Raw genomic sequence first — 23,004 nt, forward strand, 5'->3', positions numbered from 1 at the left:
TTCCCGACAGTCTCATACTAAGATTCGGTGAATCAAGCCCCGAATGGCCCGAAGGCCGTCAGTTTCTGGTGCCGCAGACCAAACGCCTTCTGCAAAACCTTAGAAGGAATAAAAGAACCCGGCGTTATTCGCCAAAACAATCCGGATGACCATCAAGCCGATCAAAGCAGCCAACGGGGCTAGATCAAGCCCACCCATCGGCGGCAAAACTTGACGAAGGCGCGAATAAACCGGCTCAAGTATGCGGTTCAGTCCATCCCAGATCTGCGCAACCAAGGGCTGGCGCAAATTGAGCACCTGAAAATTGATCAACCAGCTCATGATCACATGGGCGATGATGAAAAACCAAGCGATGTCCAAAAGCAGGGTAAGGATCTGGAAAAGCGATTGCATGTATTAGGCCTCATCATGTTGCGAGACTATCACCTAAGCATTGGCACCCAAAAGCGCAAGTTTGCCGCGAGGTCGTGGTTGACGCGGCGTTGATGCACACGCAGGGAACGGCTGTATTCAGGAGCCCCCCATGTACCCATATATCCGTTTGGCCAAAGGCCTCTTAGGCAGCCGCAACGCATCCAAAATTGATTTGCTGGACACGCATATTTCGCATCATATGTGCTGGCCTTGGGATATCGACCCGTGGAAAGAACTGAACAACGGCCGCACGCTGACAATCTATGACCTAGGTCGCCTGCCCGCCGGTGACCGCGTTGGGATGTATGGCCCGATGAAAACCCATAAATGGGGTATGACCATCGCTGGCACCACGATCCGGTACCGCCGCCGTGTCCGCGTATTCGACAAAGTGGAAATGCGCACTCGTATTTTGGGCTGGGATGGCAGGTTCTTCTACATGGATCAAAGCATGTGGAAAACTGACGGCCAGTGTTCCAGCCACGCCGTTTTGCGGATGGCCCTGACCGACAAATCCGGCATCGTTGACCCACAAAACATGATGGATATCCTCAAGCCCGGCGTGACATCCCCCAGCCTACCGCAATGGGTGCAAACATGGGTTGCCGCTGAGAATCTACGCCCATGGCCCCCTGTTAAAACCGCCGCCGGCTAGGAAGCCCTTGCCACGCAGTGTAAAAAGCGATTCTATACCCTCTTTAAAGGGTGGGCCAGCATGCAAGAACCGTCACTGCGAAAGCGAATTTGGGGCTGGTTCTTTTTTGACTGGGCCTCACAGCCATATGCAACGCTGCTGCTGACCTTTATTTTTGGTCCCTATATCAATGACTTGATGGGAGACGGGTCCGCAGCGCAATCTGCTTGGGGCTTCGGTATTGCCGGTGCTGGCATTGTAATTGCCATTTTCGCCCCTGTGCTTGGGGCGCTGGCCGATACCGGTGGTAACCGGTTGCGATTTATATGGGGATTTTCAGCACTTTACGTCATCGGATCGGGAATGTTGTGGTTTGCCGCCCCGGATGACTTCAACCTGCTTGCAACGCTGTTTTTCTTTGCCATGGGGCTGGTCGGCGCGGAGTTCGCGACCATTTTCACCAACTCCATGCTGCCGGATCTGGGTTCGCGCGAAGAAATCGGGCGTATTTCCGGCAATGGCTGGGCCTTTGGCTATGTCGGTGGGTTGCTGGCGCTGATCATCATGATGACGCTATTTGCAGAAAACGCGACAACTGGCAAAACCTTCATAGGAATATCGCCGATCTTTGGGTTAGATCCAGAAGCTCGGGAAGGCACCCGTTTTGTGGGGCCTTTGACGGCAATCTGGTTTGCCGTCTTTATGATCCCTTTTTTCTTATGGGTGCGCGATCCGCGCCAACACGCAGCCCCCCAGGGCGCTGTTAAAAGGGCGTTGCAGCAGCTGCGGAATACTGTGCGAACTTTGCCAAACTACCCGTCGCGGTTCGCCTATTTGGGATCGTCGATGTTTTACCGGGACGCCCTGAACGGCATGTATACCTTTGGCGGCATTTACGCGTCAGGGGTATTGGGGTGGAGCGTTGTCGACGTCGGGGTTTTCGGCATTCTGGCGATCTTTTTCGGTGCGATCTTCTCCTTTTTAGGCGGGCGTGCCGACAGCGCTTTCGGGCCCAAGCCGGTCATTCGCGTCTGTGTTTGGATTCTAATGCTGGTTGCCATTGGCATAGTAACAATCCGTCCTGACAGCCTTTTCGGCATATCACTGCCAGAAGGGTCGAACCTCCCCAACATTGCGTTTTACATCTTTGGTGCGATCATTGGGGCAGCGGGCGGTGTGCTGCAATCTGCATCACGCTCAATGATGGTGCGGCAAGCCGATCCAGACCGGATGACCGAAGCCTTTGGTCTTTATGCGCTTTCGGGCAAAGCAACATCGTTTCTGGCCCCTCTGTCCATTGGCATTGCAACTGCTTGGACGGGGTCACAATCTCTCGGCGTCACTCCGCTTATCGGGCTTTTCGTTATCGGGTTGGTTCTGCTACGCTGGGTAAAAGCGGACGGGGATTGATTGGTATGTTTCGAACATTGATTTTAGTGTCGGTTATGGCGGCTCTCTCAGCCTGTGGCGGAGAGGACACCTCTCGCAAAGCGAAGACAACTGCCGCGCAACCGATCGATCCGGTCTTGTCTACGAAGCAAGCAAAGCAGCTGTTCGGGGCGCAAGGAACAGGGTCGTCGCAGGCTTCTATGCCCACCGGAAGCTATGCCAAAGGCTGCCTTGCTGGCGGCAAACAACTGGCTGAAACCGGTCCGACTTGGCAGGCTATGCGTCTGTCGCGCAATCGGAATTGGGGTCACCCCACCCTCATCGATTACGTTCAGGATCTTAGCCGTAAAGCGGCCAAGCAACCGGGTTGGAACGGGCTTTATCTTGGCGACTTCAGTCAGCCGCGTGGCGGACCGATGCTGACAGGACACCGCAGCCATCAAATCGGGTTGGATGCCGACATTTGGCTGCGTCCAGCCGACAATTTGAACCTGTCGGTGAAAGATCGGGAAAACATCTCGTCTATCTCGATGCGGCGTGCGTCGGGTGCTTACACCAACAATAAGTGGACACGGGCGCACCATGAAATTCTTAAGGCAGCCGCGAGCGACCCTCGCGTGGCGCGGATTTTCATTTTCCCCGGTGCCAAGGTCAAAATGTGTAATGACGAAAAAGGCGATCGGGCTTGGCTGCGTAAGGTTCGCCCTTGGTGGGGCCATCATTATCATTTCCACGTTAGGCTGAACTGCCCCAAAGGTGCTAAGGGTTGCGTAAATCAAAACCCCATTCCCAAAGGTGATGGGTGTGCCGAGGCACAGGGCTGGGTTGACCGGATATTGAACCCGCCTCCACCCAAGCCCGTTGACCCCAACGCGCCCAAACCCAAACCACGCCGTGAATTGACGATGGGTGACTTGCCCAACGCTTGTGCAGCCGTTTTGTCGTCCAAGTAGCGTCTCATGATCCTTAAAACCTTGCGAAAAGCCGGTCTGCTGGCCGCTTTTCTGGCTGTCGCGTATAGCCTTGCCGCTCCAGCTGCGGCACCTGGGGCGGTGCAATTTGTAGGAAGCTTTCATTGGCCCAAATCCGTCCACAAATCGGGCGGATTTTCTGGCCTAGAGATGACGGACGATGGCGGAAAGTTCACGATGATCAGTGATCGTGGCAGCTTGTTGACCGGAACCTTTACGCGCAAAGGCAAGTCTATTGCAGGAATTTCCACCGGCTCTTTGCAACCGCTCAAAGACCAACAAGGGCGTCCATTGAAAGGCGCAAGAGCAGATGCAGAAGGTCTAGCAATCCGACGCGACGGCCGGATCTTTGTGTCCTTTGAGGGAAAGCATCGGGTTTGGGCCTACACAAAAGACAAGCCAGCGGTACGTCTTCCAATTCCGAAGGCGTTCAAATCCCTTCAGGGAAATTCCGGTCTCGAAGCCCTTGCCGTCAACCCGCAAGGGCATCTGTTTGCCATTCCAGAGCGATCCGGTCGGCTCAACCGACCCTTTCCGGTCTGGCGGTACAAAAACAACCGCTGGGACCAACCTTTCTCGTTGCGCCGAAATGGCGGGTTTCTACCTGTCGGGGCTGATTTTGGGCCTGATGGCATGCTGTATCTACTCGAACGGGAATTCACCGGGCTTGGCTTTCGGTCACGGGTGCGCCGTTTCGAACTAAGCCCCTCCAAGGTACTAAACGAAGAAACCCTGCTGGAAACCAGCCTCTGGCTCCATGACAATCTGGAAGGGTTGTCCGTTTGGAAAGACCAAGCTGGAAACATCCGCCTGACAATGGTTTCGGACGACAACTTTCGCAATTTGCAGCGTACTGAATTTGTCGAATATCTGGTGCGGAAAAACTAAGCACTTGCGCCATTGCGCCGCAGTCGCTAAACGCGGGCCGTCCGAACTTCCTCGGGCCAAGTCCCCGCAACCTTGCAAAAACGGGTCCATACATGACACGCACGCATATCCCTGGCATCCTTGCCATGGCAGCCATCGTTCTGGCTTCCAACATCCTCGTCCAATTTCTGTTCGGCCAATGGCTGACATGGGGCGCATTCACCTACCCCTTGGCTTTCCTTGTGACTGACTTGATGAACCGCCTCTATGGGGCCCCTGCCGCTCGCAAAGTTGTATTTGCCGGTTTCATCGTTGGCGTGCTTTGCTCGCTGATCGGCACCCAGATCATGCTTCAGGGCGATGGGTACACTTACCCTGCCGTAACATTGCGCATCGCGCTGGGGTCCGGCCTTGCCTTCTTGACAGCCCAAATGATGGACGTCGCGATCTTTGACCGGTTGCGTAGCGGCGCATGGTGGCGCGCGCCCTTGGCATCGACTTTGATCGGATCTTCGCTGGATACAGCTATTTTCTTCACAATCGCCTTCTCGGCTGGCCTTGTGTCACTTGAGCCCGGAAATGACGTCAGCTGGGCCAACGAAGCGCTGCCTTTGCTCGGCGCAGGTCCGGTCGCCCCGCTTTGGGTTTCATTGGCTGTTGCCGATTGGATGGTCAAGCTTGGGCTTGCCTTGATTGCTTTGCTGCCATTTCGCGTGATTGTGTCAAGTGTCTTGGCAAAACGCTCTGCACCTTGATGCAAAGAAAACACTTTGTGGTTTTGCCATGTCATGGCAACATCATCTTGAGGCAATAAAATTGAAACATGTTTTCGGTAGCTTTGTCTCATCGCGTTTTAACAGCTGAAAGGAGGTGATCCAGTGATTAGAGAACCATTGGAGAAGGGTGTAGGAACAGTGCGAGAGGTCAAGCTCTAGGGTAACTCCGGGCGACAGCCTAACAAACTGGCGAGCAGCCTAACCGGCCCCCGCCTCCGTATTCTCGAAGGGTCGTCCCACGGGCGGCCCTTTTTAGTATTTCGCAGCCCATTTCCGGAGCCTTTTGATGCTGCAGATCAATGATGACATCGCCATCGAAGACTGGGAACTGACCGAACAATTTGTTCGGTCCAGCGGTCCCGGTGGGCAAAATGTAAACAAGGTGTCCACCGCCGTTGAACTGCGGTTCGAGGCAGAGCGGTCGCCAAACCTGACAGGTCCGGTCAAAACACGTCTTCGCAAACTGGCTGGTCGGCGTTGGACCAATGAGGGCGCTTTGATTATTCAAGTTGAAGAAACCCGCAGTCAGGCACGCAACCGCGAAATCGCACGTCAACGTTTGGCCGAATTGATCCTAAAGGCTTTGCACAAACCAAAGCGGCGGATTCCAACACGCCCGACACTCGGGTCCAAGAAACGCCGATTGGCGACCAAAAAGGCCCGCGGTGACGTCAAATCGCTCCGCGGTAAGGTTGATCCCGACAACTAGAAGCGATCCAGCAGGCGATCCAGATAGCCCCGCTCGATATCGGGCCGCTCGACTTCGCCCAAACGCCGACGAATTTCATCCGACAACTCATCAGCGCGGCGAAGATCCTCTTCGCCCGGCAGCATATTTTGATCTGTATCGCTGTGGCCATCGGTTCCGTTTTGCGCACGGCCCAGCGGATCACGCTGGTCACTGGGGGTGCCGCCTTCGGCAAACCCTTGCTGTCCCTGCTGTTGCTGACGTTGCTCTGCCATCGCTTCTCCGAGTGACCGCATACCATCGCGGAGCGCTTCCATCGCCTCGGACTGTTTGTCGATTGCCTCGGACATATCACCGTCACGCAGGGCTTGCTCGGCGCCATCCATCGCACGATCGGCATCATCCAGGGATTGCGCCGATTGCTCACCGGCTTCAGTCCCTTGGCCGGGCAAATTGCGACGTTGGCGGTTCAACTCTTCCCTCAGGGCGCGTTGACGATCTGCAAGGTTTTGCTCAAGCCCTTCTTGGCCTTGGCCCGCGCCTTCACCGCGTTCACTGTTTTGCCCCTGACCCGGTTGCTGGTCATCCGGTTCGCCCTGCCCCTGCTGATCTCCCGGCTGCGGTTGCCCTTGCGGACGTGAACCCGGATTAAACTGCTCTTGCAGATCTCGGAAAGCTTCATCAGAAAGCTCTTGTTGGTCCCGCAGGGTTTCCGACAGCTGATCCATCGCCTGTTCCCCAGGCGACTGGCCACCTTCGCCTTGGGTGACCTGCATATTTTCCATCATCTCTTGTAGCTGCTGTAGGGCTTCGGCAGCCTCGGCCATACGGCCCTGCTCCATCAGCTCTTGGATCCGGTCCATCATGCGCTGCAAATCATCTTGAGACATCTCAACCGAGTTTTGCGGCTCGCCCTGACTTGGGTCTTGATCTTGTTTCTGCTGCTGGCTGAGCTGGCGCATATAGTCGTCAGTTGCCTCTCTCAGCTCTTGCATCAATTCTGCAATCTCCTGATCCGAGGCCCCATTTTTCATGGCCTCTTGCAGACGCTCTTGCGCCCGCTGCAAACGCTCCAGCGCGTCTTTCAAATCGCCCTCTTCCAACTCAAGCGCCAAGTCCCAAAGGCTTTGCGCAATCTCGGCCTGCTGTTCATCATTGAGCCCCAAAGACGCAAGTGTTTCCAACTCGCGAAGCACCTTAAGCAGGCGTTGGTGTGGCACTTTCTTTCGAAAGACATCATCAGGGCGGTTGGAAATGGCGCGAATGGTCTGGGCGATATCGCCTGCATTTTCACGGTTCCATAACAGCGCCTGTCGTTGTTCGATAATTGCCGCCGCCATCGGGTCAAAGAACCTACGCCCCGGCAATGCAATCGGCTCCGGCAATGTGCGCGCAATCTGTCCGCGGGCGTCTTCGATGCTCAATTCCAGGCGCACCGGCAAGTTTGCCCATGGGTGCAATGAAAAGTTACCGCCCAAGGCCTCGGAAAACTCGGACCGATTGCCGGAAATCGGCAATGGCAGCGGCACGTCGATCACATCGCGCACCTCTGGTTCCCGCGCTCGCCCATAACGGCGATCAACGGCGTCTAAATCTAACGAAATTAGGGCTTTGCCACCAACAACATCAAAATCATCGCGCACTGAAAACGGAATTTGGGCTGCACCGTCATAAGCGACCTCAATCTCGCCGGTCCGTTCAATAATCGGGGTTGTGTCGGGAATCATGGCAACCTGCCACGCCCGCCCTCCTGGACCCTCAATCGACAACGTGCCAGCCTGTGAGATGGTAATATCCTGCGCGGTATCCACATTCTTACCTGCCGGAGCTGGGTTCCCCGTTAGGTCTTGTGTGACCGATAAGCTTCCGACCTCGCCATACATGCGCAGGCTGATTTGCGATCCCTCCGGTGCATCCAATGTGCCGCTTGTAATGTCGTTCAAATAGACCGTTGGAAGACGGGTGTAGCTGGGCGGGATCATCCATCCTTCCCAACTCGGGCCTTGCATAAGGTCAGGCCCACCTGCCCCCATCGTCGTCACCGATTGTACCCTCACAAAAGAGCCAAACAAAAACGCCACCGCCAAGGCCAGAACCGCCGTCAGCCGCAATGCATAGGGGTCGGCTTTGGCGACTCGTAAATCCGGTTCAACCGGCTTTGCGCCAACCAATCTCGCGCGCATCCGTTTTTGGTGCGCTTGCCAAACCGCCATAGAGGCAGGATCCCCCGCGCCGATGGCGGGACTGTCTGTGGCCGCTTGAATAGGATTGCCTTTTAGCGACCGGTCCAACCGTAAAATCGCATCCTCGCGGGAGGGCCAACTAAAAAGCCTGACGCCGCGAACAATCGACCAGAGGGCCATAACCGTCAAAAGTGCACCAGCCGCCCAGACCCATTCCACCGCGACAAGATCCTGCACACCCAGCATCAAAAAAGACAGGCCAACAAACGCCACAGACCACAAAGGCCACCAAGCGCGCACCACCTGTTCGGCCAGCATGCCGCCGCGCGTAAGTGCCAAGGGCCACCGGATTGTGCGGCGAAGATCAGGGTCAGACTTAGGGGCCATATCGCTCCTCGCAGGTTTGGCTACGAGGAGGATGCCTCACAACCATTCAGGAATGGTATCTCGATTTATCATTTCGTCAAAGGTTGGACGTGGGCGGATAACCGCGAATTGATCACCATTCACCAAAACTTCGGGAATTAGGGGCCGCGTGTTGTATTCACTGGCCATGACAGCGCCATATGCACCGGCGCTGCGGAAGGCGACCAAATCGCCCGGACCCAAGGGTGGCATCATGCGCGCCTTTGCAAAGGTGTCGCCGCTTTCGCACACCGGGCCGACAATATCATAGGGTTGCGGCTCGACACCGACTTCAGCCTCTTTGACCGGAATGATGTCATGATGTGCCTCATACATCGCCGGGCGAATCAAATCGTTCATTGCTCCGTCAAGAATAAGGAAGTCACGACCCTCGCCGTTCTTCAGATAGATCACTTTGGTGACCAGAATGCCTGCGTTTCCAGCAATCAAACGACCGGGTTCAATTTCAATCTCACAACCCAAATGGCCGACAGTGCGCTGAATCAGCTTGCCGTAGTCAGACGGCAAAGGCGGCGCTTCGTTGCTGCGCGCATAGGGAATACCCAACCCGCCCCCCAAATCAAGGCGGGTGATCTCATGGCCATCGGCGCGCAGGGTTTCGGTCAGATCCGCGACTTTTTTGTAGGCCTGTTCGAACGGCTCAAGCTGGGTCAACTGGCTGCCGATATGAACGTCGATACCAACAACCTTGATCCCCGGCAACGCCGCTGCCTGCGCGTAAACTTCGCGGGAACGGGCAATCGGGATACCAAACTTGTTTTCGCTTTTGCCTGTCGCGATTTTGGCGTGGGTCTTGGCGTCAACATCGGGATTCACCCGGATGGCAATTTTGGCCTCTGCGCCCATCGCGGATGCGATGTCCGAAATGGCGACCATTTCCGGTTCGCTTTCAACGTTGAACTGACGAATTCGAGCCTCCAAAGCTGCGCGAATTTCAACATGGGTTTTCCCAACTCCGGAAAAGACAATGCGGTCTCCCGGCACGCCTGCAGCCAATGCCCGCGCCAATTCACCGCCTGAAACCACGTCCATTCCCGCGCCTTCGGCCGCCAAAGTGCGCAAAATTGCCTGATTGCTTGCCGCCTTCATCGCAAAGCACACCAGATGCGGCCCCCAATCCAAAGCTTCGTCAAACAGATGGAAATGTCGCGTCAGCGTTGCCGTCGAATACAGATAGAACGGCGTTCCAACTTGCGCCGCAATCTCGGAAACCGGTACATCTTCGGCCCAAAGTGCGCCTTCACGATAAAGAAAATGATCCAAGTCCGCCTCCTGATTTGCAGCCAGACCCGCTTAGCGCATCAATTGCCGTGACAAAACCCTTGGTTTTCTTCTGTCTAAAAATATCCCCGCCGGAGGCATCTATTGGTGCGGTCAATCCAGACAGCGGAATGAAAATGGCCCCGGCGAAAAACGCGCGAGGCCATTGAACTTACTGCGTTTCAGCATCCGGAGTTATCGGTGCACCATCCGCTCCGCATCCGGCAAGGCTGCAAGCCGATAAGGCCAGCAACCCGATTATCATTGCAATTTTCACTTCAACACCTCCTTCCAGCGGGCCACTTGGGCACGCACCTGCGCAGGCGCAGTGCCACCATAGCTGGTCCGGGAGGCGACTGATTTATGCACCGTCAGCACGTCAAAAATACCGTCGGTGATGGCTGAATTCTGCGCCTGCATGTCTTCAAGGCTCAGATCCGGCAAGTCGCAGCCTTTGGATTCGGCCAAAGCAACAAGGGCGCCCGTCACGTGATGCGCGTCCCTAAATGGTAACCCGGTTTCGCGTACCAGCCAATCCGCAAGATCGGTTGCAGTCGAAAACCCTGCCGACGCCGCCTCTTCAAGCGAAGCGCGATTGCCGGTCATATCCTTAACCATGCCTTCCATCGCCGCCATCGCCAGCATCCAGTTGTCAGCCGCGTCAAAGACCTGCTCTTTGTCTTCTTGCATGTCTTTGGAGTAGGCAAGCGGCAGCCCCTTCATCACCATCATCAGCGCGACATTGGCCCCGAAGATGCGCCCGATTTTGGCGCGAATCAATTCCGCAGCATCCGGGTTTTTCTTTTGCGGCATGATGGAAGAGCCGGTCGAGAACCGGTCGGACAAGGTCACAAAACGGAACTGCGCTGAGGACCAGATCACAAGTTCCTCGGCGAAACGGCTCAGATGCATAGCGCTGATTGAGGCAACTGACAGAAACTCAATTGCGAAGTCGCGCGAAGATACCGCATCCAAAGAATTTGCCATTGGCCGATCAAATCCCAGCGCTTCGGCGGTCATATGGCGGTCAATCGGAAATCCGGTGCCAGCAAGCGCCGCCGCGCCCAAAGGCGATTCGTTCATCCGGACACGCGCATCTCGGACGCGCGACAAATCGCGGGCGAACATTTCGACATAGGCCATCATGTGATGACCCCATGTCACAGGCTGTGCTGTTTGCAGATGCGTAAAGCCCGGCATGACCCAGTCGGCCCCCGCTTCTGCTTGATCAACCAAAGCAGAAATCAGGGCAAGTAGGCCCTTTTCGGCTGCATCCAACTGATCGCGCACCCACAAGCGGAAATCGGTCGCAACCTGATCGTTCCGCGACCGGCCAGTGTGTAAACGGCCTGCCGGTTCACCGATCAAGGCTTTCAAACGGGCTTCAACGTTCATATGGATGTCTTCAAGCGCCGTGGAAAATTCAAACGTTCCGCTATCGATCTCTGACAAGACCGTGAGCAAACCTTCCCGAATGGTGTTTGCGTCGCTATCAGTAATAATGCCTTGGGCTGCCAACATGGCGGCGTGGGCCCTTGATCCGGCGATATCCTGTGCCGCCATCCGCTGATCGTATCCGATCGAGGCGTTTATCGCCTCCATGATCGCATCCGGTCCGGCGGCAAAGCGGCCGCCCCACATCTGGTTCGAGGAAGTATCCGACATGAGCTGTCCTTCGGAGGGAATATGAAAAAATTGGGTCTTGCGTTGCTCTATACTGCGACGATGGCGCTTGCAAATCCTGGCTTCGCAGATGTGGCCGCCGCCACCGCTGCTCGCGAGGGCGGAATGAAGAAACTGATCTTGCATTCAGAGCCGAAAACCCGCGACATGGCGGATTTTATGACGTTCGAAGGTGAACCTTTAAACCTGTCCGATTGGCATGGAAAATGGATTGTGGTGAATTTTTGGGCGACTTGGTGCGCGCCCTGCCGCAAAGAAATGCCAATGCTTGCCGACCTTCAGGCCGACATGGGCAGTGATACATTCGAAGTCCTCACCATCGCCACCTCGCGCAATCCGCCGCCAGCGATGAAATCTTTCTTCGAAGATATCGGGGTCACCAACCTACCCCTGCACCGTGACCCCAAATCCTTGCTTGCACGTGGCATTGGCGTTTTGGGTCTGCCTGCCACGGTGATCTTTGACCCGGATGGCAATGAAGTTGGCCGTATGACAGGGGATGCTGATTGGTCATCGGACAGCGCCAAAGCGGTTTTGAATGCTTTGATGGGCGCGGAAGGGTAAACCGCGCCCAAACCTGGGCGAAGCTAGCTCAAAAAAAGGGACGGGAAATTTCCCGTCTCTTTGCTTCTCGGGCTGTAGCTTGAACTATCTACAATACGACCCGCCGCGATGGTTGGCGGTGTCGAAATGGAAGTGATCCTTGTGGTGGCGGTCCGAATTGGGGCCAAGAACAGTCCCGAAGGGACCACAGGCAGCCGCGTGCATCTTGCCCAGCGCTTTGCCCTTTTTGCCTTTGCCCCAGTCGTTTAGCACAGAGATTTCGGACCCGTCAGCCAATTGAACGGCCGCAATGTCTATGGCTTTACCCCGTCCGTGTTCCGAAATTTTGGCTCCGGGCTGGTTATTGCGCGTCCGGCAGGCATAATGCGCGACAACGCGAAGCCCCGACAATCCGCCACCTTGCTTGCCGACCGCAGGCTGAGCACCGGTTTGCACCCAGTCTTTCAGCGCTTTGGCTGTTTCGCAGTTGATTGTTGCAGTCTGGCTTAACTCAATACCAGCAACCGATTGCAGACGAACTGCATTTTCCAAGCCGCATCCCGAAATACGGCCCGGCACATTGCCAACCACTTCGCCAACCAAATAAGGATCACCGCACAGGCCGCCGCCTTCCGGCACGTCACTGTCTGAAAACGCCTTGGTCATCAACTTGCGAACGCCCGACTTCTCGCCCGCCGCTTTGTCACGTCCACCGCCGCAAGCGCCCAACGCCAGCAACACACATCCAACAACTACCCAATTTTTCAACGGTCTACCTTTGCGCGGCCAAAGTCTGGAGCATCAGTATCCTGACCTGCCTCCAAAATGCCACGCCGGATAGCCCGTGTATGGGTGAAATAGGCATGAAGCTGCTCACCGTCGCCAGTGCGGATCGCCCGCTGCAGCGCAAAAAGCTCTTCGGTAAAGCGGCCCAAAATTTCAATTGTGGCGTCTTTGTTCGTTAAAAACACATCGCGCCACATGACTGGATCGCTGGCGGCAATACGGGTGAAATCACGAAAACCTGCCGCAGAAAACTTGATGACTTCGTTGTCGGACACCCGTTGCAGGTCATCGGCGACCCCAACCATCGTATAGGCAATCAAATGTGGGATATGGCTGACAACGGCGCAGACCATATCGTGATGCTCTGCATCCATCCGTTCGGTATTTGCACCAAGCGCTTGCCAATAGGTTTCAACGCGGACAATCACATCTTCATCACAGTCGTCGTCGGGCACAATAAGGCACCAACGATTGTCAAACAGCGATGCAAAACCGGAATCCGGCCCTGAATGTTCGGTCCCGGCCATCGGATGGGTCGGCACAAAATGCACCCCCTCCGGCAAATGCGGGGTGATCACGTCAATCACCGTGCGCTTGACGGAGCCGACTTCGGACACCGTGGCACCGGGTTTTATATGCGGGGCAATCGTTTGCATGACAGGCCCCATCGCACCGACGGGCACCGCCAAAACGATAAGATCAGCGTCTTTGACAGCCTCTTCGGCGCTGTCAAAAACGGTATCACACAGCCCAAGCTTACGTGCCGTATTACGGGTTTTTTCAGAACGGGCATATCCGGTGACATGACAATCCATCCCGGACCGTTTCATTGCCCAAAACATCGACGAGGCAATCAGCCCAAGGCCAATTAACGCAACACGTTTGTAAGGCGCGCTCATCTTGCGCCTGCCTTAAATTGCCCCACGGCATGTGCAACCTGACGGCAAGCCGGTTCATCCCCGACGGTGATCCGCAGGCAGTTGGGCAATTTGTAACCCGCAACCTGACGCACAATCAGACCCTGCTTTTGAAGGTAGGCATCACAAGCCTTTGCTTCATCCGGATTTCCAAATCGCGCTAAAACAAAGTTGGCTGTCGAGGTATCGCATGGAACGCCATGCTCTGCCAAAGCTTCAGAGAGCCACGCGCGCAAACGGCTGTTTTCATTGCGGCATTTTTCGGCATATGCGGTATCGCGCACGGATGCCTCGGCGGCAGCCAAGGCGGTATTGGACACGTTGAAAGGCCCGCGCACACGGTTCAAAACATCAATCACATCGCGCGGGGCATAGCCCCAACCTATCCGCAAACCGCCAAGGCCGTATAGCTTGGAAAACGTGCGGGTCATCACGACATTGTCGCGCATTTCGACCAATTTGGCTCCGCCATCATAGCCCTCGACGTATTCTGCATAGGCACCATCCAAAACCAGCAATGCCTGTTCGGGAATACCTTCAGCCAGACGTTCGATTTCAGCCATGCCGATCATGGTGCCGGTGGGGTTATTGGGGTTTGCGATAAACACCAGCTTGGTGTGCTCCGTGCACCCTTCAAGAATCGCATCAACGTCTGTGATCCGGTCACGCTCTCGCACTTCAACCGGAGTCGCACCCGATGCAAGTGCGCAGATCCGGTACATGGCAAAGCCGTGTTCTGTATAGACTATTTCTGCGCCGGGGCCGCCGTAAGCTTGGCACAAGAAGGTAATAATTTCATCCGAACCCGCGCCGCAAATGATATTGTCAGCCTTCAGCCCGTGCACCTCGGCCAAGGCCGTGCGCAGTTCGATATGGTCGGATGACGGATAGCGATGCAAGTCATGCACACAGCGTTTAACAGCCTCTTGTGCAGCAGGGCTGGGCCCGAACGGATTTTCGTTCGAGCTGAGCTTGATCACATTCGAGACCCCATCAAGGTGCGCTTTGCCCCCGACATAGAGGTCAATGTCCATGATACCGGGTTTTGCTTCGATCTTGGGCATGTCCGTCTCCTATCGAAGACGTGCTTACCCGCGCCGGCCCGCCGTGAAAAGCGGCAAAGCCACACACCCGTTCTGCGATGCTGGACTATGACCAAAATGCACGGGGCATTAGATCAAACGACAACATCCATCGCCTTCTGATCACCGACGCCAAACACCCGTTTATAGCGCGCAATTTCGCTGGCTGGCCCCATCGCCTTGTTCGGATTGTCGGACAGTTTCACCGTCGGACGGCCATTCGCCTTGATCGCTTTGCACACCAAACTAAACGGAGCCAAGCCGTCGTCAGGCGCAAGGCCGCGAAAATCATTGGTCAACAAAGTGCCCCAACCAAAAGAGACCCGAACCCGGCCAGCAAACTGGTTGTACAGCTCAAGGATCTTGGTTTCATCCAATCCGTCCGAAAAGATCACCAGCTTTTTCGTGGGGTCCTCGCCGCGATCTTGCCACCAGCGGATCGCCACTTCGGCACCGGTTGCAGGGTCACCTGAATCAATCCGGATGCCCGTCCAGCCAGCTAAATAATCCGGAGCGTTCTTCAAAAAACCTTCGGTGCCATAGGTGTCAGGCAAGATGATGCGCAGATTGCCTTCGTGCTCTTCGTGCCAATCGGCCAAAACGTCATAGGGCGCGCGCGCCAAAGCAGCATCATCCTGTGCCAGCGCAGCATAAACCATCGGCAATTCGTGTGCGTTGGTGCCGATTGCTTCAAGATCACGGTTCTTGGCGATCAGGCAGTTCGACGTCCCGACAAAGCTGCTGCCCAGCCCTTCCCCCATCGCCTGAACACACCAATCTTGCCACAAGAAGCTGTGGCGGCGGCGGGTTCCGAAATCTGCGATCCGCAATTCTGGGACTTTGCGTAGTTTTTCGACCTTTTCCCAAAGTTTGGTCATGGCCCGAGCGTATAAAATTTGCAGCTCGAACCTGCCCATCTCATTGAGAACCGCGCGGCCGCGCAGCTCCATCAACACCGCCAACGCCGGGATTTCCCATAACATCACTTCGGGCCAACTGCCTTCAAAGGTCAGCTCATACTGATCGCCAACCCGTTCTAGGTGATAGGCGGGCAGGCGGACGTTTTCGAACCATTCGACAAAATCCGGGCGAAACATCTGCCGCTTTCCGTAAAAGGTATTGCCCCGCAGCCAAGTGCTTTCGCCGCGGCTAAGGGACAAAGACCGGATGTGATCCAGTTGCTCACGCAGTTCGCCTTCGTCGATAAGATTGGCCAGCGGCACGCTTTTGGATCGGTTGATCAGACTAAAAGTGACTTGCGTGTCGCGATTGTTGCGAAACACCGATTGGCACATCAACAACTTGTAGAAATCCGTGTCGATCAGAGACCGGACGATCGGATCGATCTTCCATTTATGGTTCCATACACGGTTAGGAATATCGGTCATAAACTTGGCCCTTGCGTCAATGGCGCGCCTTAGACCATGTTTGTGCGCAGTTGTATAGGTTGTCGCTAAACCGGCACTTCTGTGACGTGCTTGACCCGGCTCAATGCAAAGATCGTGTTGGTGCCCGCAACGCTGTCATGCTCCAACACCCGCCGCATCAAGATCTGCTCGAAGTCCGCCATATCCCGCACCAACAGATGCAGCAGATAGTCCCATTCCCCTGAAATCGAATAAACCTCGACGATTGTCGGCTCCAACTCCATCGCGCGTTTGAACTCGGTTCGGGCGGCGGCATTTTGCGAATTCATCCGAACCTGACAAAACACATCCATTTTGCGGCCAATGGCAGCAGGATCGACCAGACGAACCTGTGGGCCCAACACTCCGCTATCCTCAAGCGCTTTGATCCGGCGCCAACAGGTGGCTGGCGACGTGTTGGCCTGCCGCGCAAGATCAGCCATCGAGACCGACGCGTCGCGTTGCAAGAGTTCGAGGATGCGCGTGTCGAGGGTTGAAAGTTGAGGGGTTTCATTCATGGTTTAGATCATAGTGAACCAACCCCATCAAAATCAATCCCATCATGAGAATATCTGAACAGACTCTTCGCCCCCAAGACGTACAATTAAAAGAGGCGTGGGCACCTTGCCCCTTGAGAAGACTTCAGAGGCATCATGACAGACCAAACTCCGATCCTAAAAGACTACGAGCTAACGGACCGCTATACCAAGACCAGTGGCCGCGTGTTCTTGACAGGCACGCAGGCAATCGTTCGAATCGCATTGGATCAGGCACGGCGTGATAAGGTCGCCGGACTGGACACGCGCGGCTATGTCTCGGGCTATCGCGGATCGCCTGTCGGCGGCATTGATCTGGAAATCGGCCGAAATGCGAAACTTGTTGCCGATGCGGGTGTTGAATTCTTGCCCGCCGTGAACGAGGAATTCGGAGCCACGCAGATGATCGGCACACAGCAGGTTGAAACAGACCCTGACAAACAGGTCGAAGCGGTGTTTGGACTTTGGTACGGCAAAGGTCCGGGGGTCGATCGGGCTGCTGATGCGCTGAAACACGGCAACGCCTACGGGTCATCTCCTAAGGGCGGAGTCTTGGTGGTTGCGGGCGATGATCACGGCTGTGTGTCGTCATCGATGCCGCACCAATCCGATGTTGCCTTTATGAACTTTTTCATGCCGAACATTAACCCGGCCAATATCGCGGAATTCCTACCTTTTGCGGAGTGGGGCTACGCGCTCTCTCGGTTTTCCGGCATGTGGGTTGGATTCAAGGCAATTTCCGAAACCGTCGAAAGCGGCATGTCGTTTGAGCTGCCTACAGACCGTGAATTCGTGGCACCGGACTATACTGCGCCCGAAACTGGTCTTCATTACCGTTGGCCAGACCTGCCCGGTCCACAGATCGAAGAACGTATGGAGGCCAAAAAAGAGGCCGTTCTGGCCTTTGCCCGCGCCAATCCGATTGATCGGGTGGAGTGGGGCCATTCCGATGCGCGCTTTGGCATTGTAACCACCGGCAAGGCCCATCTTGATGTGCTAGAGGCGTTGCGTTTGCTTGGCATTGATCAGGCGCAAGCCTGTGATCTGGGGTTGGACATCTACAAGGTCGGCATGGTTTGGCCCCTAGAAGATGTTGGCGCATTGCAGTTTGCCAGCGGCAAGCAAGAACTGTTGGTCATCGAAGAAAAGCGCGGCATCATCGAAAGCCAGCTCAAAGAATACTTCTACGATTTCCCCGGTCAAAAACCGCAGCGCATGGTTGGCAAACGGGATGAAAACGGCACCCGCCTGATCCCTTGGACCCATGAATTGGGGGCCGTGATGCTGGCTAAAATTATCGCGGCTCGGCTCGATTTGAATTTCGGACTTGAGCTGTCAACCAAAGCCAACGCCATCGTTCCCGCCCCGAACTTGATCACAGTAGACGGTGCTACGCGCACGCCCTATTTTTGCTCTGGCTGCCCGCATAACACCTCAACCAAAGTGCCGGAAGGCAGTCAGGCCATGGCCGGAATCGGCTGCCATTTTATGGCCAGCTGGATGGACCGAAACACCACATCTCTAATCCAGATGGGCGGCGAAGGGGTAAATTGGGTGGCGCGGTCAAAGTTTAATGGAAACAAGCACGTATTCCAGAATTTGGGCGAAGGAACCTACTACCATTCGGGATCACTGGCTGTTCGGCAGGCCATCGCTGCGGGCACCAACATCACCTATAAAATCCTGTTCAACGATGCCGTGGCCATGACTGGTGGTCAAACTGTCGACGGGCCAATCGAGGTCACCTCCATTGCCAAATCCATGGTCGCCGAAGGGGCAGTCAAAGTTGTTGTTGTGTCCGACGTGCCGGAACAGTTTTCCAAATCCGATTTTCCGGACGGTGTCGAAATCCTTCACCGTTCGGAAATGGACCGGATACAACGCCAGCTGCGGGAAATTCCGGGCACTACAATCTTGATTTACCAACAAACCTGCGCCACAGAAAAACGCCGGCTTCGCAAGCGCGGCAAGCTGGAAGATCCTAAAAAATTCGCCGTTATCAACCCGTTGGTTTGCGAAGGGTGCGGCGATTGCGGCGTGGAATCCAACTGCCTGAGTATTGAGCCACTGGAAACCGAATTTGGCCGCAAGCGCCGGATCAACCTCAATTCGTGCAACAAGGATTTCACCTGCGTCAACGGGTTCTGCCCCAGCTTTGTCACCGTCGAAGGCGGAACGCTTAAGAAGCCCAGTGCCGAAGGCAAAAAGGTGGAATTTGACAGACTAAAAACGCAGCTGACAGCACCGGTACTACCTAGTCTCGACACCCCCTTTGACATCTTGGTGACAGGCGTGGGCGGCACCGGTGTTGTCACCGTCGGCCAGCTGATCGCTATGGCGGCAAATCTGGAAGGCAAAGGTGCCAGTGTCCTTGATTTCATGGGGTTTGCGCAGAAATTCGGGCCGGTTCTGTCCTACATTCGCATGGGAAACACCGAAGCCGAGGTGAATCAGGCCCGTATTGAACCCAGCTCGGCTAACGCGCTGATTGGCTGCGATTTGGTTGTCAGTTCATCCCCGAAAGCGTCCGCCACCTATCGCAAGGGACACACGCGGGCGGTGGTCAACACCGCCTTGATGCCAACCGGCGATTTTACCCGCAACCGCGATACCGATTTGCGCGCTTCTGATCGGGTAAACCGCATTGCCGACGGAGTGGATGCCGCATCGCTTCGGTCGCTAGATGCCAACGCGCTGTCACAGGCCCTGATGGGGGATACGGTCTACGCCAATGTGCTGATGCTTGGCGCTGCGTGGCAGGCCGGTTTGGTGCCGCTTAGCGAAATGGCCTTGATGCGGGCAATTGACCTGAACGGCGTGAAGCCTGCGCAAAACAAGGACGCCTTCACGTGGGGCCGTATCTGTGTTGCCGCGCCCGATCAGGCCACCCAAGTTGCGGACCTACCTGAAACGCCAGTGCATTCCTTGACTGAAATGGTGTCGCGCCGTGCTGATTTCTTGACTGATTATCAAGATGCGCAATGGGCACAAGCCTATCAACAGGCGATCACCGAAGTCATGGACGCAGAGCAAAAAACCATCGGTCACACCGGACCTTTGTCCGAGGCCGCTGCAAAAGGTTTGTTCAAACTAATGTCCTACAAAGACGAGTACGAAGTGGCACGTCTGCACCTGGAGACCGGATTCCTAGAAGGCTTACAGCAGCAATTTGAGGGCGACTTCACCGTTAAACACCATCTTGCACCACCCTTGCTGAGCGGCAAACCGGATGCACGCGGACGGCCGGTTAAGCGCGCGTTTGGTCCTTGGGTACGAGTTGGCTTCAAGGGTTTGGCGCGGATGAAAACTCTGCGCGGTGGTGCCTTTGATGTTTTTGGCAAGACTGCGGAGCGCAAGATGGAACGCACCTTGATCACTGAATATCGCGACCTTTTGCAAGGCCTGACAAAAGGGCTAACCAAGGATAATCATACACAGGCTGCCCGCATAGCGGGGTTGGTGATGGATATTCGCGGCTTTGGGCCGGTCAAAGAGCAGGCTGTCCAAGAAGTGCGGACACAGATCGCCACCGACATGGCGCAGTTCTGAGGCATTTGAGGGGGAAACATGTCAGATACGATCAAGGTACAAGACCACGGGATTTGGGTGGAAATCACACTGAACCGCCCCGACCGCTTGAACAGTTTTAACGACGAAATGCACCTTGCGCTGCGCAGCGCGTTGGAGGAGGCCCGCGATGGCAGCGCACGCGCGGTGTTGTTGACAGGGGCCGGACGTGGATTTTGCGCCGGACAGGATTTGGGCGATCGCGACCCGTCCAAAATGGTGGGAAAGCCGGATTTAAGCAAAACAGTGCGCGACTTCTATGCACCGCTTGTTCGGTTGATCCGGGGACTGAACCTTCCGGTGGTTTGCGCAGTCAACGGCGTTGCGGCTGGAGCTGGGGCCAATTTGGCGTTGGCCTGTGATATCGTAATCGCCGGACAATCAGCCAAATTCATTCAGTCTTTCTCAAAAGTCGGACTTATCCCCGACACCGGCGGCAGCTGGCATTTACCGCATTTGATCGGCGAAGCCCGTGCCAAAGGTCTGGCCCTGACCGCCATGCCATTGCCCGCGCAAAAGGCTGCGGATTGGGGGCTGATTTGGCAGGCCTATACGGATGACACCTTGATGGACGAAGCCCGCGTTTTGACCGCGCAGCTGGCGAACGGGCCTACCTTGGGTATGGGCCTGACCAAAATGTGCATTCAATCGGCAGCAACAGCATCCTTGTCAGAACATCTGGAAACCGAAGCCGATGCCATGAAGATCTGCGGCGAAAGCGATGACTATGCCGAAGGTGTTTCATCCTTTTTGCAAAAGCGTCCACCGGTCTTCAAAGGCCATTGATAACAGCAATAGCGGATACCCCTTACCCTATCCGCTATTTGCCCAGCACCTCATACAGTTCCAGTGGCAACCCGTCAGGGTCCGCGAAAAAGGTGAAGCGTGCACCGGTGAACGGGTCAATCCGGATTGGTTCAACGTCAACTTCCGCGCCGGTCAAAGTGCATACACAGGCATCTAAATCGGCGACGGCAAAGGCCAGATGGCGCAAACCGCAGGCCTCCGGCCGCGAAGCGCGCTTTGGAACATCCGGAAAGGAAAACAGCTCGATCTGACCACCATCGGGCAGACCGAGATCCAGTTTCCAGCTGTCACGCTCTGGCCGATAGTTTTCGTCCAACACCGGCAACCCAAGAATATCGCAATAAAACGCCTTTGAGCCCGCATAGTCGCTACAGATAATTGCAGCATGATGGATTTTTTGCAGCAGCATTGTACGTCCAGACAATAATGATCAGACCGCGATCTTAACGCCCTGCCGCTTGGGATCAATCAAAAGCCGGACGTTTCGCGGTCCGGCTTTTGACACTTGTTCTTAGTGGCTTGTCCCCTCTGAGAAGGTGATTTTGTTCCATACATTGTATTTCCCGGACGGCTTTCGCATTGGAAGGCGTTTGACGATTTCCAATGTTTCGGCGTTATAGATCAGCACTTCGCCTTCGTCTTCCCAGACCGACACCAGTGCATGACTGCCGTCTTTGGTAAATTCGACGTGCGCCACTGTGGCACCGGGAACGGGCCGCATGGATTTGACGATTTCAAGGGTTTCTTTGTCGATGATATGCATCACGTCCCTGTTTGGGCCAAAGAACACATCTGCCCAAACATATTTGGAATTTTCATGGCTGCGCATGAAAAAACCCGGACCCTCTGTGGGGATGGTTTTGACTGTTTCCCATGTCTGCATATCGATCACCGAAATCACCGCTTCCTTAAGGTGCGGCGTGGCCATGACGGTGGTGTCTTTGTATTTCCATGTGATGCCAGACCCCAAATGCGGCATACCTGCCAGCTCCAGATCAGCCACTTTTTGACCAATCACAAGGTCCACCACCAACCCATCAGTACCTTTGCGCGACGCGCCCATGACGTGTTCGTACGATTGGTCAAAGAAAAAATCATCAAGGTAGTCGGGCGTGGTGATTTTGCGGATAGGAAAGGCCGTGTCTTGGGCAACCGGCCCTTCGATACGCCAGTCATGTGCGAGGCCCCCTGCGAAAATCGCAAGGTTGGGAGTTTCGCTATAAGACACCTCCCAAATCTCCGGCACATCCTTGAGCGCGAGAACAAAGCTTTCACGAGGCGGCGCTTGGTATACGGCGGACACGCGGCTGGGCGTTCCGTCCTTGCCCTTCACGTCATGCACTTCGGCAACGCTTAGGTCTTCGGTCGACAGGATCGTCAACGTGTTCGGCAGATAGTTGGCAACGGCCAACCATTTGCCGTCGCCGCTCATGGCGATATTGCGGCTGTTCAGACCCGCGCGCACGCGGCCCACCTGTTTCAGCGCCCATATATCGTATTTTTGCACCCATCCATCGCGGGACATGATGAAGACAAAACGCCCAGTCGGGTCAAACTTCGGCCCGCCGTGCACGGCAAAAGGCGTGGCAAACCGGTCAAGCACCTCAAAGGTGTCACCGTCCAAAACCGAAACACTGTGATCGCCGGTTTCGACAGCCAGTGTGATGTTCATTGGGTCCGATGCCCAAACAGGCGCATCAACGCTGTCATAGTCGTCGTCCATGACGCGGCTGGCCATGATCTGCTCTGTTCCCCAAGGCGGAACCGCCTCAAGCGGGGTTTTGAGGTAGTCCGCCAATGCGGCGATACGGTCTTCGGTCAGATCGTCAGAAAATCCGGGCATTTGCGTTGTAACGCGGCCGTCACGGATCACGGCCGCCACCTTGGGGCCGCGCATGCGTTTCAGGGTTTGCGGGATCAAGGCCGGACCCGTTCCACCGAGACGGTTGGCATCATGGCAGTCGGCGCAAAAATCGACATAATCGGCGCGCGGATCGGCCTGTACCGTGCTGGTCAAAGACAAGGTTGCGGCCAGCGCGAAGAAAAGAGGGCGGATCATATTCAAGTCC

The 23,004-nt window shown here is 55.6% G+C and carries 20 protein-coding genes; 9 read left to right on the forward strand and 11 right to left on the reverse strand.

All coding sequences use genetic code 11. The annotated features are described in order from the left end of the window. Positions 1–99: 99 nt before the first annotated feature. Entirely contained in the window at positions 100–393 is a 294-nt protein-coding gene (locus tag C8N36_RS12515) for a YggT family protein (protein ID WP_097804977.1), read from the reverse strand. Positions 394–523: 130 nt separating this feature from the next. On the opposite strand from C8N36_RS12515, the gene C8N36_RS12520 reads away from it, so the two are divergent. From C8N36_RS12520 to arfB, 6 genes are all read left to right on the forward strand, one after another. Next, the gene (locus C8N36_RS12520; RefSeq protein WP_097804976.1) at positions 524–1,069 is read left to right on the forward strand and encodes an acyl-CoA thioesterase; all 546 of its coding nucleotides are present in this window, start codon (positions 524–526) and stop codon (positions 1,067–1,069) included. A gap of 60 nt (positions 1,070–1,129) precedes the next feature. Then, complete coding sequence (locus C8N36_RS12525; RefSeq protein WP_097804975.1) at positions 1,130–2,458, forward strand: MFS transporter; 1,329 nt, start codon at positions 1,130–1,132, stop codon at positions 2,456–2,458. Between the two features lie 5 nt (positions 2,459–2,463). Next, positions 2,464–3,390 (forward strand): penicillin-insensitive murein endopeptidase, encoded by a 927-nt coding sequence (gene mepA / locus C8N36_RS12530; RefSeq protein ID WP_176527091.1) that lies wholly within the window; start codon positions 2,464–2,466, stop codon positions 3,388–3,390. Positions 3,391–3,396: 6 nt separating this feature from the next. Continuing rightward, positions 3,397–4,296, forward strand: a complete 900-nt coding sequence (locus C8N36_RS12535; RefSeq protein WP_097804974.1) for an esterase-like activity of phytase family protein — start codon at positions 3,397–3,399, stop codon at positions 4,294–4,296. A gap of 92 nt (positions 4,297–4,388) precedes the next feature. After that, positions 4,389–5,030 (forward strand): queuosine precursor transporter, encoded by a 642-nt coding sequence (locus C8N36_RS12540; RefSeq protein WP_097804973.1) that lies wholly within the window; start codon positions 4,389–4,391, stop codon positions 5,028–5,030. A 307-nt stretch (positions 5,031–5,337) separates the two neighbouring features. Continuing rightward, the gene (gene arfB, locus C8N36_RS12545) at positions 5,338–5,760 is read left to right on the forward strand and encodes an alternative ribosome rescue aminoacyl-tRNA hydrolase ArfB (protein ID WP_097804972.1); all 423 of its coding nucleotides are present in this window, start codon (positions 5,338–5,340) and stop codon (positions 5,758–5,760) included. Here the strand turns inward: arfB and C8N36_RS12550 are convergent. The 3 genes from C8N36_RS12550 to argH form a co-directional block, all read right to left on the reverse strand. Then, positions 5,757–8,309 (reverse strand): TIGR02302 family protein, encoded by a 2,553-nt coding sequence (locus C8N36_RS12550; protein WP_097804971.1) that lies wholly within the window; start codon positions 8,307–8,309, stop codon positions 5,757–5,759. The two genes, arfB and C8N36_RS12550, sit on opposite strands and share 4 nt — an antisense overlap. A gap of 36 nt (positions 8,310–8,345) precedes the next feature. Then, the gene (gene lysA, locus C8N36_RS12555) at positions 8,346–9,611 is read right to left on the reverse strand and encodes a diaminopimelate decarboxylase (RefSeq protein WP_097804970.1); all 1,266 of its coding nucleotides are present in this window, start codon (positions 9,609–9,611) and stop codon (positions 8,346–8,348) included. A 270-nt stretch (positions 9,612–9,881) separates the two neighbouring features. Further along, positions 9,882–11,273 carry an argininosuccinate lyase gene (gene argH, locus C8N36_RS12560; RefSeq protein ID WP_097804969.1) on the reverse strand — a complete coding sequence of 464 codons (1,392 nt, stop codon included), beginning with the start codon at positions 11,271–11,273 and terminating at the stop codon, positions 9,882–9,884. A 21-nt stretch (positions 11,274–11,294) separates the two neighbouring features. Between argH and C8N36_RS12565 the strand changes: the two genes are divergently transcribed. After that, on the forward strand, positions 11,295–11,855 hold the full coding sequence (locus C8N36_RS12565) for a TlpA disulfide reductase family protein (protein WP_097804968.1): 561 nt from the start codon (positions 11,295–11,297) through the stop codon (positions 11,853–11,855). Between the two features lie 84 nt (positions 11,856–11,939). Here the strand turns inward: C8N36_RS12565 and C8N36_RS12570 are convergent, their stop codons facing one another. The 5 genes from C8N36_RS12570 to C8N36_RS12590 form a co-directional block, all read right to left on the reverse strand. Next, positions 11,940–12,602: an extensin-like domain-containing protein gene (locus C8N36_RS12570; protein ID WP_245910804.1), complete on the reverse strand. Its 663-nt coding sequence runs from the start codon at positions 12,600–12,602 to the stop codon at positions 11,940–11,942. After that, positions 12,599–13,519: a prephenate/arogenate dehydrogenase family protein gene (locus C8N36_RS12575; protein WP_097804967.1), complete on the reverse strand. Its 921-nt coding sequence runs from the start codon at positions 13,517–13,519 to the stop codon at positions 12,599–12,601. Before C8N36_RS12575 ends, C8N36_RS12570 begins: the two co-directional genes overlap by 4 nt. Then, on the reverse strand, positions 13,516–14,601 hold the full coding sequence (gene hisC, locus C8N36_RS12580; RefSeq protein WP_097804966.1) for a histidinol-phosphate transaminase: 1,086 nt from the start codon (positions 14,599–14,601) through the stop codon (positions 13,516–13,518). The genes C8N36_RS12575 and hisC overlap by 4 nt, the downstream gene beginning before the upstream one ends. Positions 14,602–14,714: 113 nt before the next feature. Continuing rightward, complete coding sequence (gene pncB / locus C8N36_RS12585) at positions 14,715–16,007, reverse strand: nicotinate phosphoribosyltransferase (protein WP_097804965.1); 1,293 nt, start codon at positions 16,005–16,007, stop codon at positions 14,715–14,717. Between the two features lie 65 nt (positions 16,008–16,072). Next, positions 16,073–16,543, reverse strand: a complete 471-nt coding sequence (locus C8N36_RS12590; RefSeq protein ID WP_097804964.1) for an Lrp/AsnC family transcriptional regulator — start codon at positions 16,541–16,543, stop codon at positions 16,073–16,075. Between the two features lie 135 nt (positions 16,544–16,678). On the opposite strand from C8N36_RS12590, the gene C8N36_RS12595 reads away from it, so the two are divergent. After that, positions 16,679–20,110, forward strand: a complete 3,432-nt coding sequence (locus tag C8N36_RS12595) for an indolepyruvate ferredoxin oxidoreductase family protein (RefSeq protein WP_097804963.1) — start codon at positions 16,679–16,681, stop codon at positions 20,108–20,110. A gap of 18 nt (positions 20,111–20,128) precedes the next feature. Continuing rightward, positions 20,129–20,914: a 2-(1,2-epoxy-1,2-dihydrophenyl)acetyl-CoA isomerase PaaG gene (gene paaG, locus C8N36_RS12600; RefSeq protein ID WP_097804962.1), complete on the forward strand. Its 786-nt coding sequence runs from the start codon at positions 20,129–20,131 to the stop codon at positions 20,912–20,914. A 34-nt stretch (positions 20,915–20,948) separates the two neighbouring features. On the opposite strand, the gene gloA2 is transcribed toward paaG, so the two are convergent. Further along, positions 20,949–21,344, reverse strand: coding sequence for an SMU1112c/YaeR family gloxylase I-like metalloprotein (gloA2, locus tag C8N36_RS12605; protein WP_097804961.1), 396 nt, complete (start codon positions 21,342–21,344; stop codon positions 20,949–20,951). A gap of 102 nt (positions 21,345–21,446) precedes the next feature. Next, positions 21,447–22,994 (reverse strand): nitrite reductase, encoded by a 1,548-nt coding sequence (locus C8N36_RS12610; protein WP_097804960.1) that lies wholly within the window; start codon positions 22,992–22,994, stop codon positions 21,447–21,449. Positions 22,995–23,004: the final 10 nt, after the last annotated feature.

This window comes from Pelagimonas varians (assembly GCF_003208435.1).
GTDB lineage: Bacteria > Pseudomonadota > Alphaproteobacteria > Rhodobacterales > Rhodobacteraceae > Pelagimonas > Pelagimonas varians.

Excerpts from the sequence above, each read along its gene's own strand:
- C8N36_RS12535 (WP_097804974.1), top strand. The coding sequence starts at position 3,397 with ATGATCCTTAAAACCTTGCGAAAAGCCGGTCTGCTGGCCGCTTTTCTG.
- arfB (WP_097804972.1), top strand. The coding sequence starts at position 5,338 with ATGCTGCAGATCAATGATGACATCGCCATCGAAGACTGGGAACTGACC.
- pncB (WP_097804965.1), bottom strand. The coding sequence starts at position 16,007 with ATGACCGATATTCCTAACCGTGTATGGAACCATAAATGGAAGATCGAT.
- C8N36_RS12515 (WP_097804977.1), bottom strand. The coding sequence starts at position 393 with ATGCAATCGCTTTTCCAGATCCTTACCCTGCTTTTGGACATCGCTTGG.
- C8N36_RS12550 (WP_097804971.1), bottom strand. The coding sequence starts at position 8,309 with ATGGCCCCTAAGTCTGACCCTGATCTTCGCCGCACAATCCGGTGGCCC.
- hisC (WP_097804966.1), bottom strand. The coding sequence starts at position 14,601 with ATGCCCAAGATCGAAGCAAAACCCGGTATCATGGACATTGACCTCTAT.
- C8N36_RS12575 (WP_097804967.1), bottom strand. The coding sequence starts at position 13,519 with ATGAGCGCGCCTTACAAACGTGTTGCGTTAATTGGCCTTGGGCTGATT.
- C8N36_RS12565 (WP_097804968.1), top strand. The coding sequence starts at position 11,295 with ATGAAAAAATTGGGTCTTGCGTTGCTCTATACTGCGACGATGGCGCTT.
- gloA2 (WP_097804961.1), bottom strand. The coding sequence starts at position 21,344 with ATGCTGCTGCAAAAAATCCATCATGCTGCAATTATCTGTAGCGACTAT.
- C8N36_RS12540 (WP_097804973.1), top strand. The coding sequence starts at position 4,389 with ATGACACGCACGCATATCCCTGGCATCCTTGCCATGGCAGCCATCGTT.
- C8N36_RS12610 (WP_097804960.1), bottom strand. The coding sequence starts at position 22,994 with ATGATCCGCCCTCTTTTCTTCGCGCTGGCCGCAACCTTGTCTTTGACC.
- C8N36_RS12520 (WP_097804976.1), top strand. The coding sequence starts at position 524 with ATGTACCCATATATCCGTTTGGCCAAAGGCCTCTTAGGCAGCCGCAAC.
- argH (WP_097804969.1), bottom strand. The coding sequence starts at position 11,273 with ATGTCGGATACTTCCTCGAACCAGATGTGGGGCGGCCGCTTTGCCGCC.
- C8N36_RS12525 (WP_097804975.1), top strand. The coding sequence starts at position 1,130 with ATGCAAGAACCGTCACTGCGAAAGCGAATTTGGGGCTGGTTCTTTTTT.
- C8N36_RS12595 (WP_097804963.1), top strand. The coding sequence starts at position 16,679 with ATGACAGACCAAACTCCGATCCTAAAAGACTACGAGCTAACGGACCGC.
- C8N36_RS12590 (WP_097804964.1), bottom strand. The coding sequence starts at position 16,543 with ATGAATGAAACCCCTCAACTTTCAACCCTCGACACGCGCATCCTCGAA.
- paaG (WP_097804962.1), top strand. The coding sequence starts at position 20,129 with ATGTCAGATACGATCAAGGTACAAGACCACGGGATTTGGGTGGAAATC.
- mepA (WP_176527091.1), top strand. The coding sequence starts at position 2,464 with ATGTTTCGAACATTGATTTTAGTGTCGGTTATGGCGGCTCTCTCAGCC.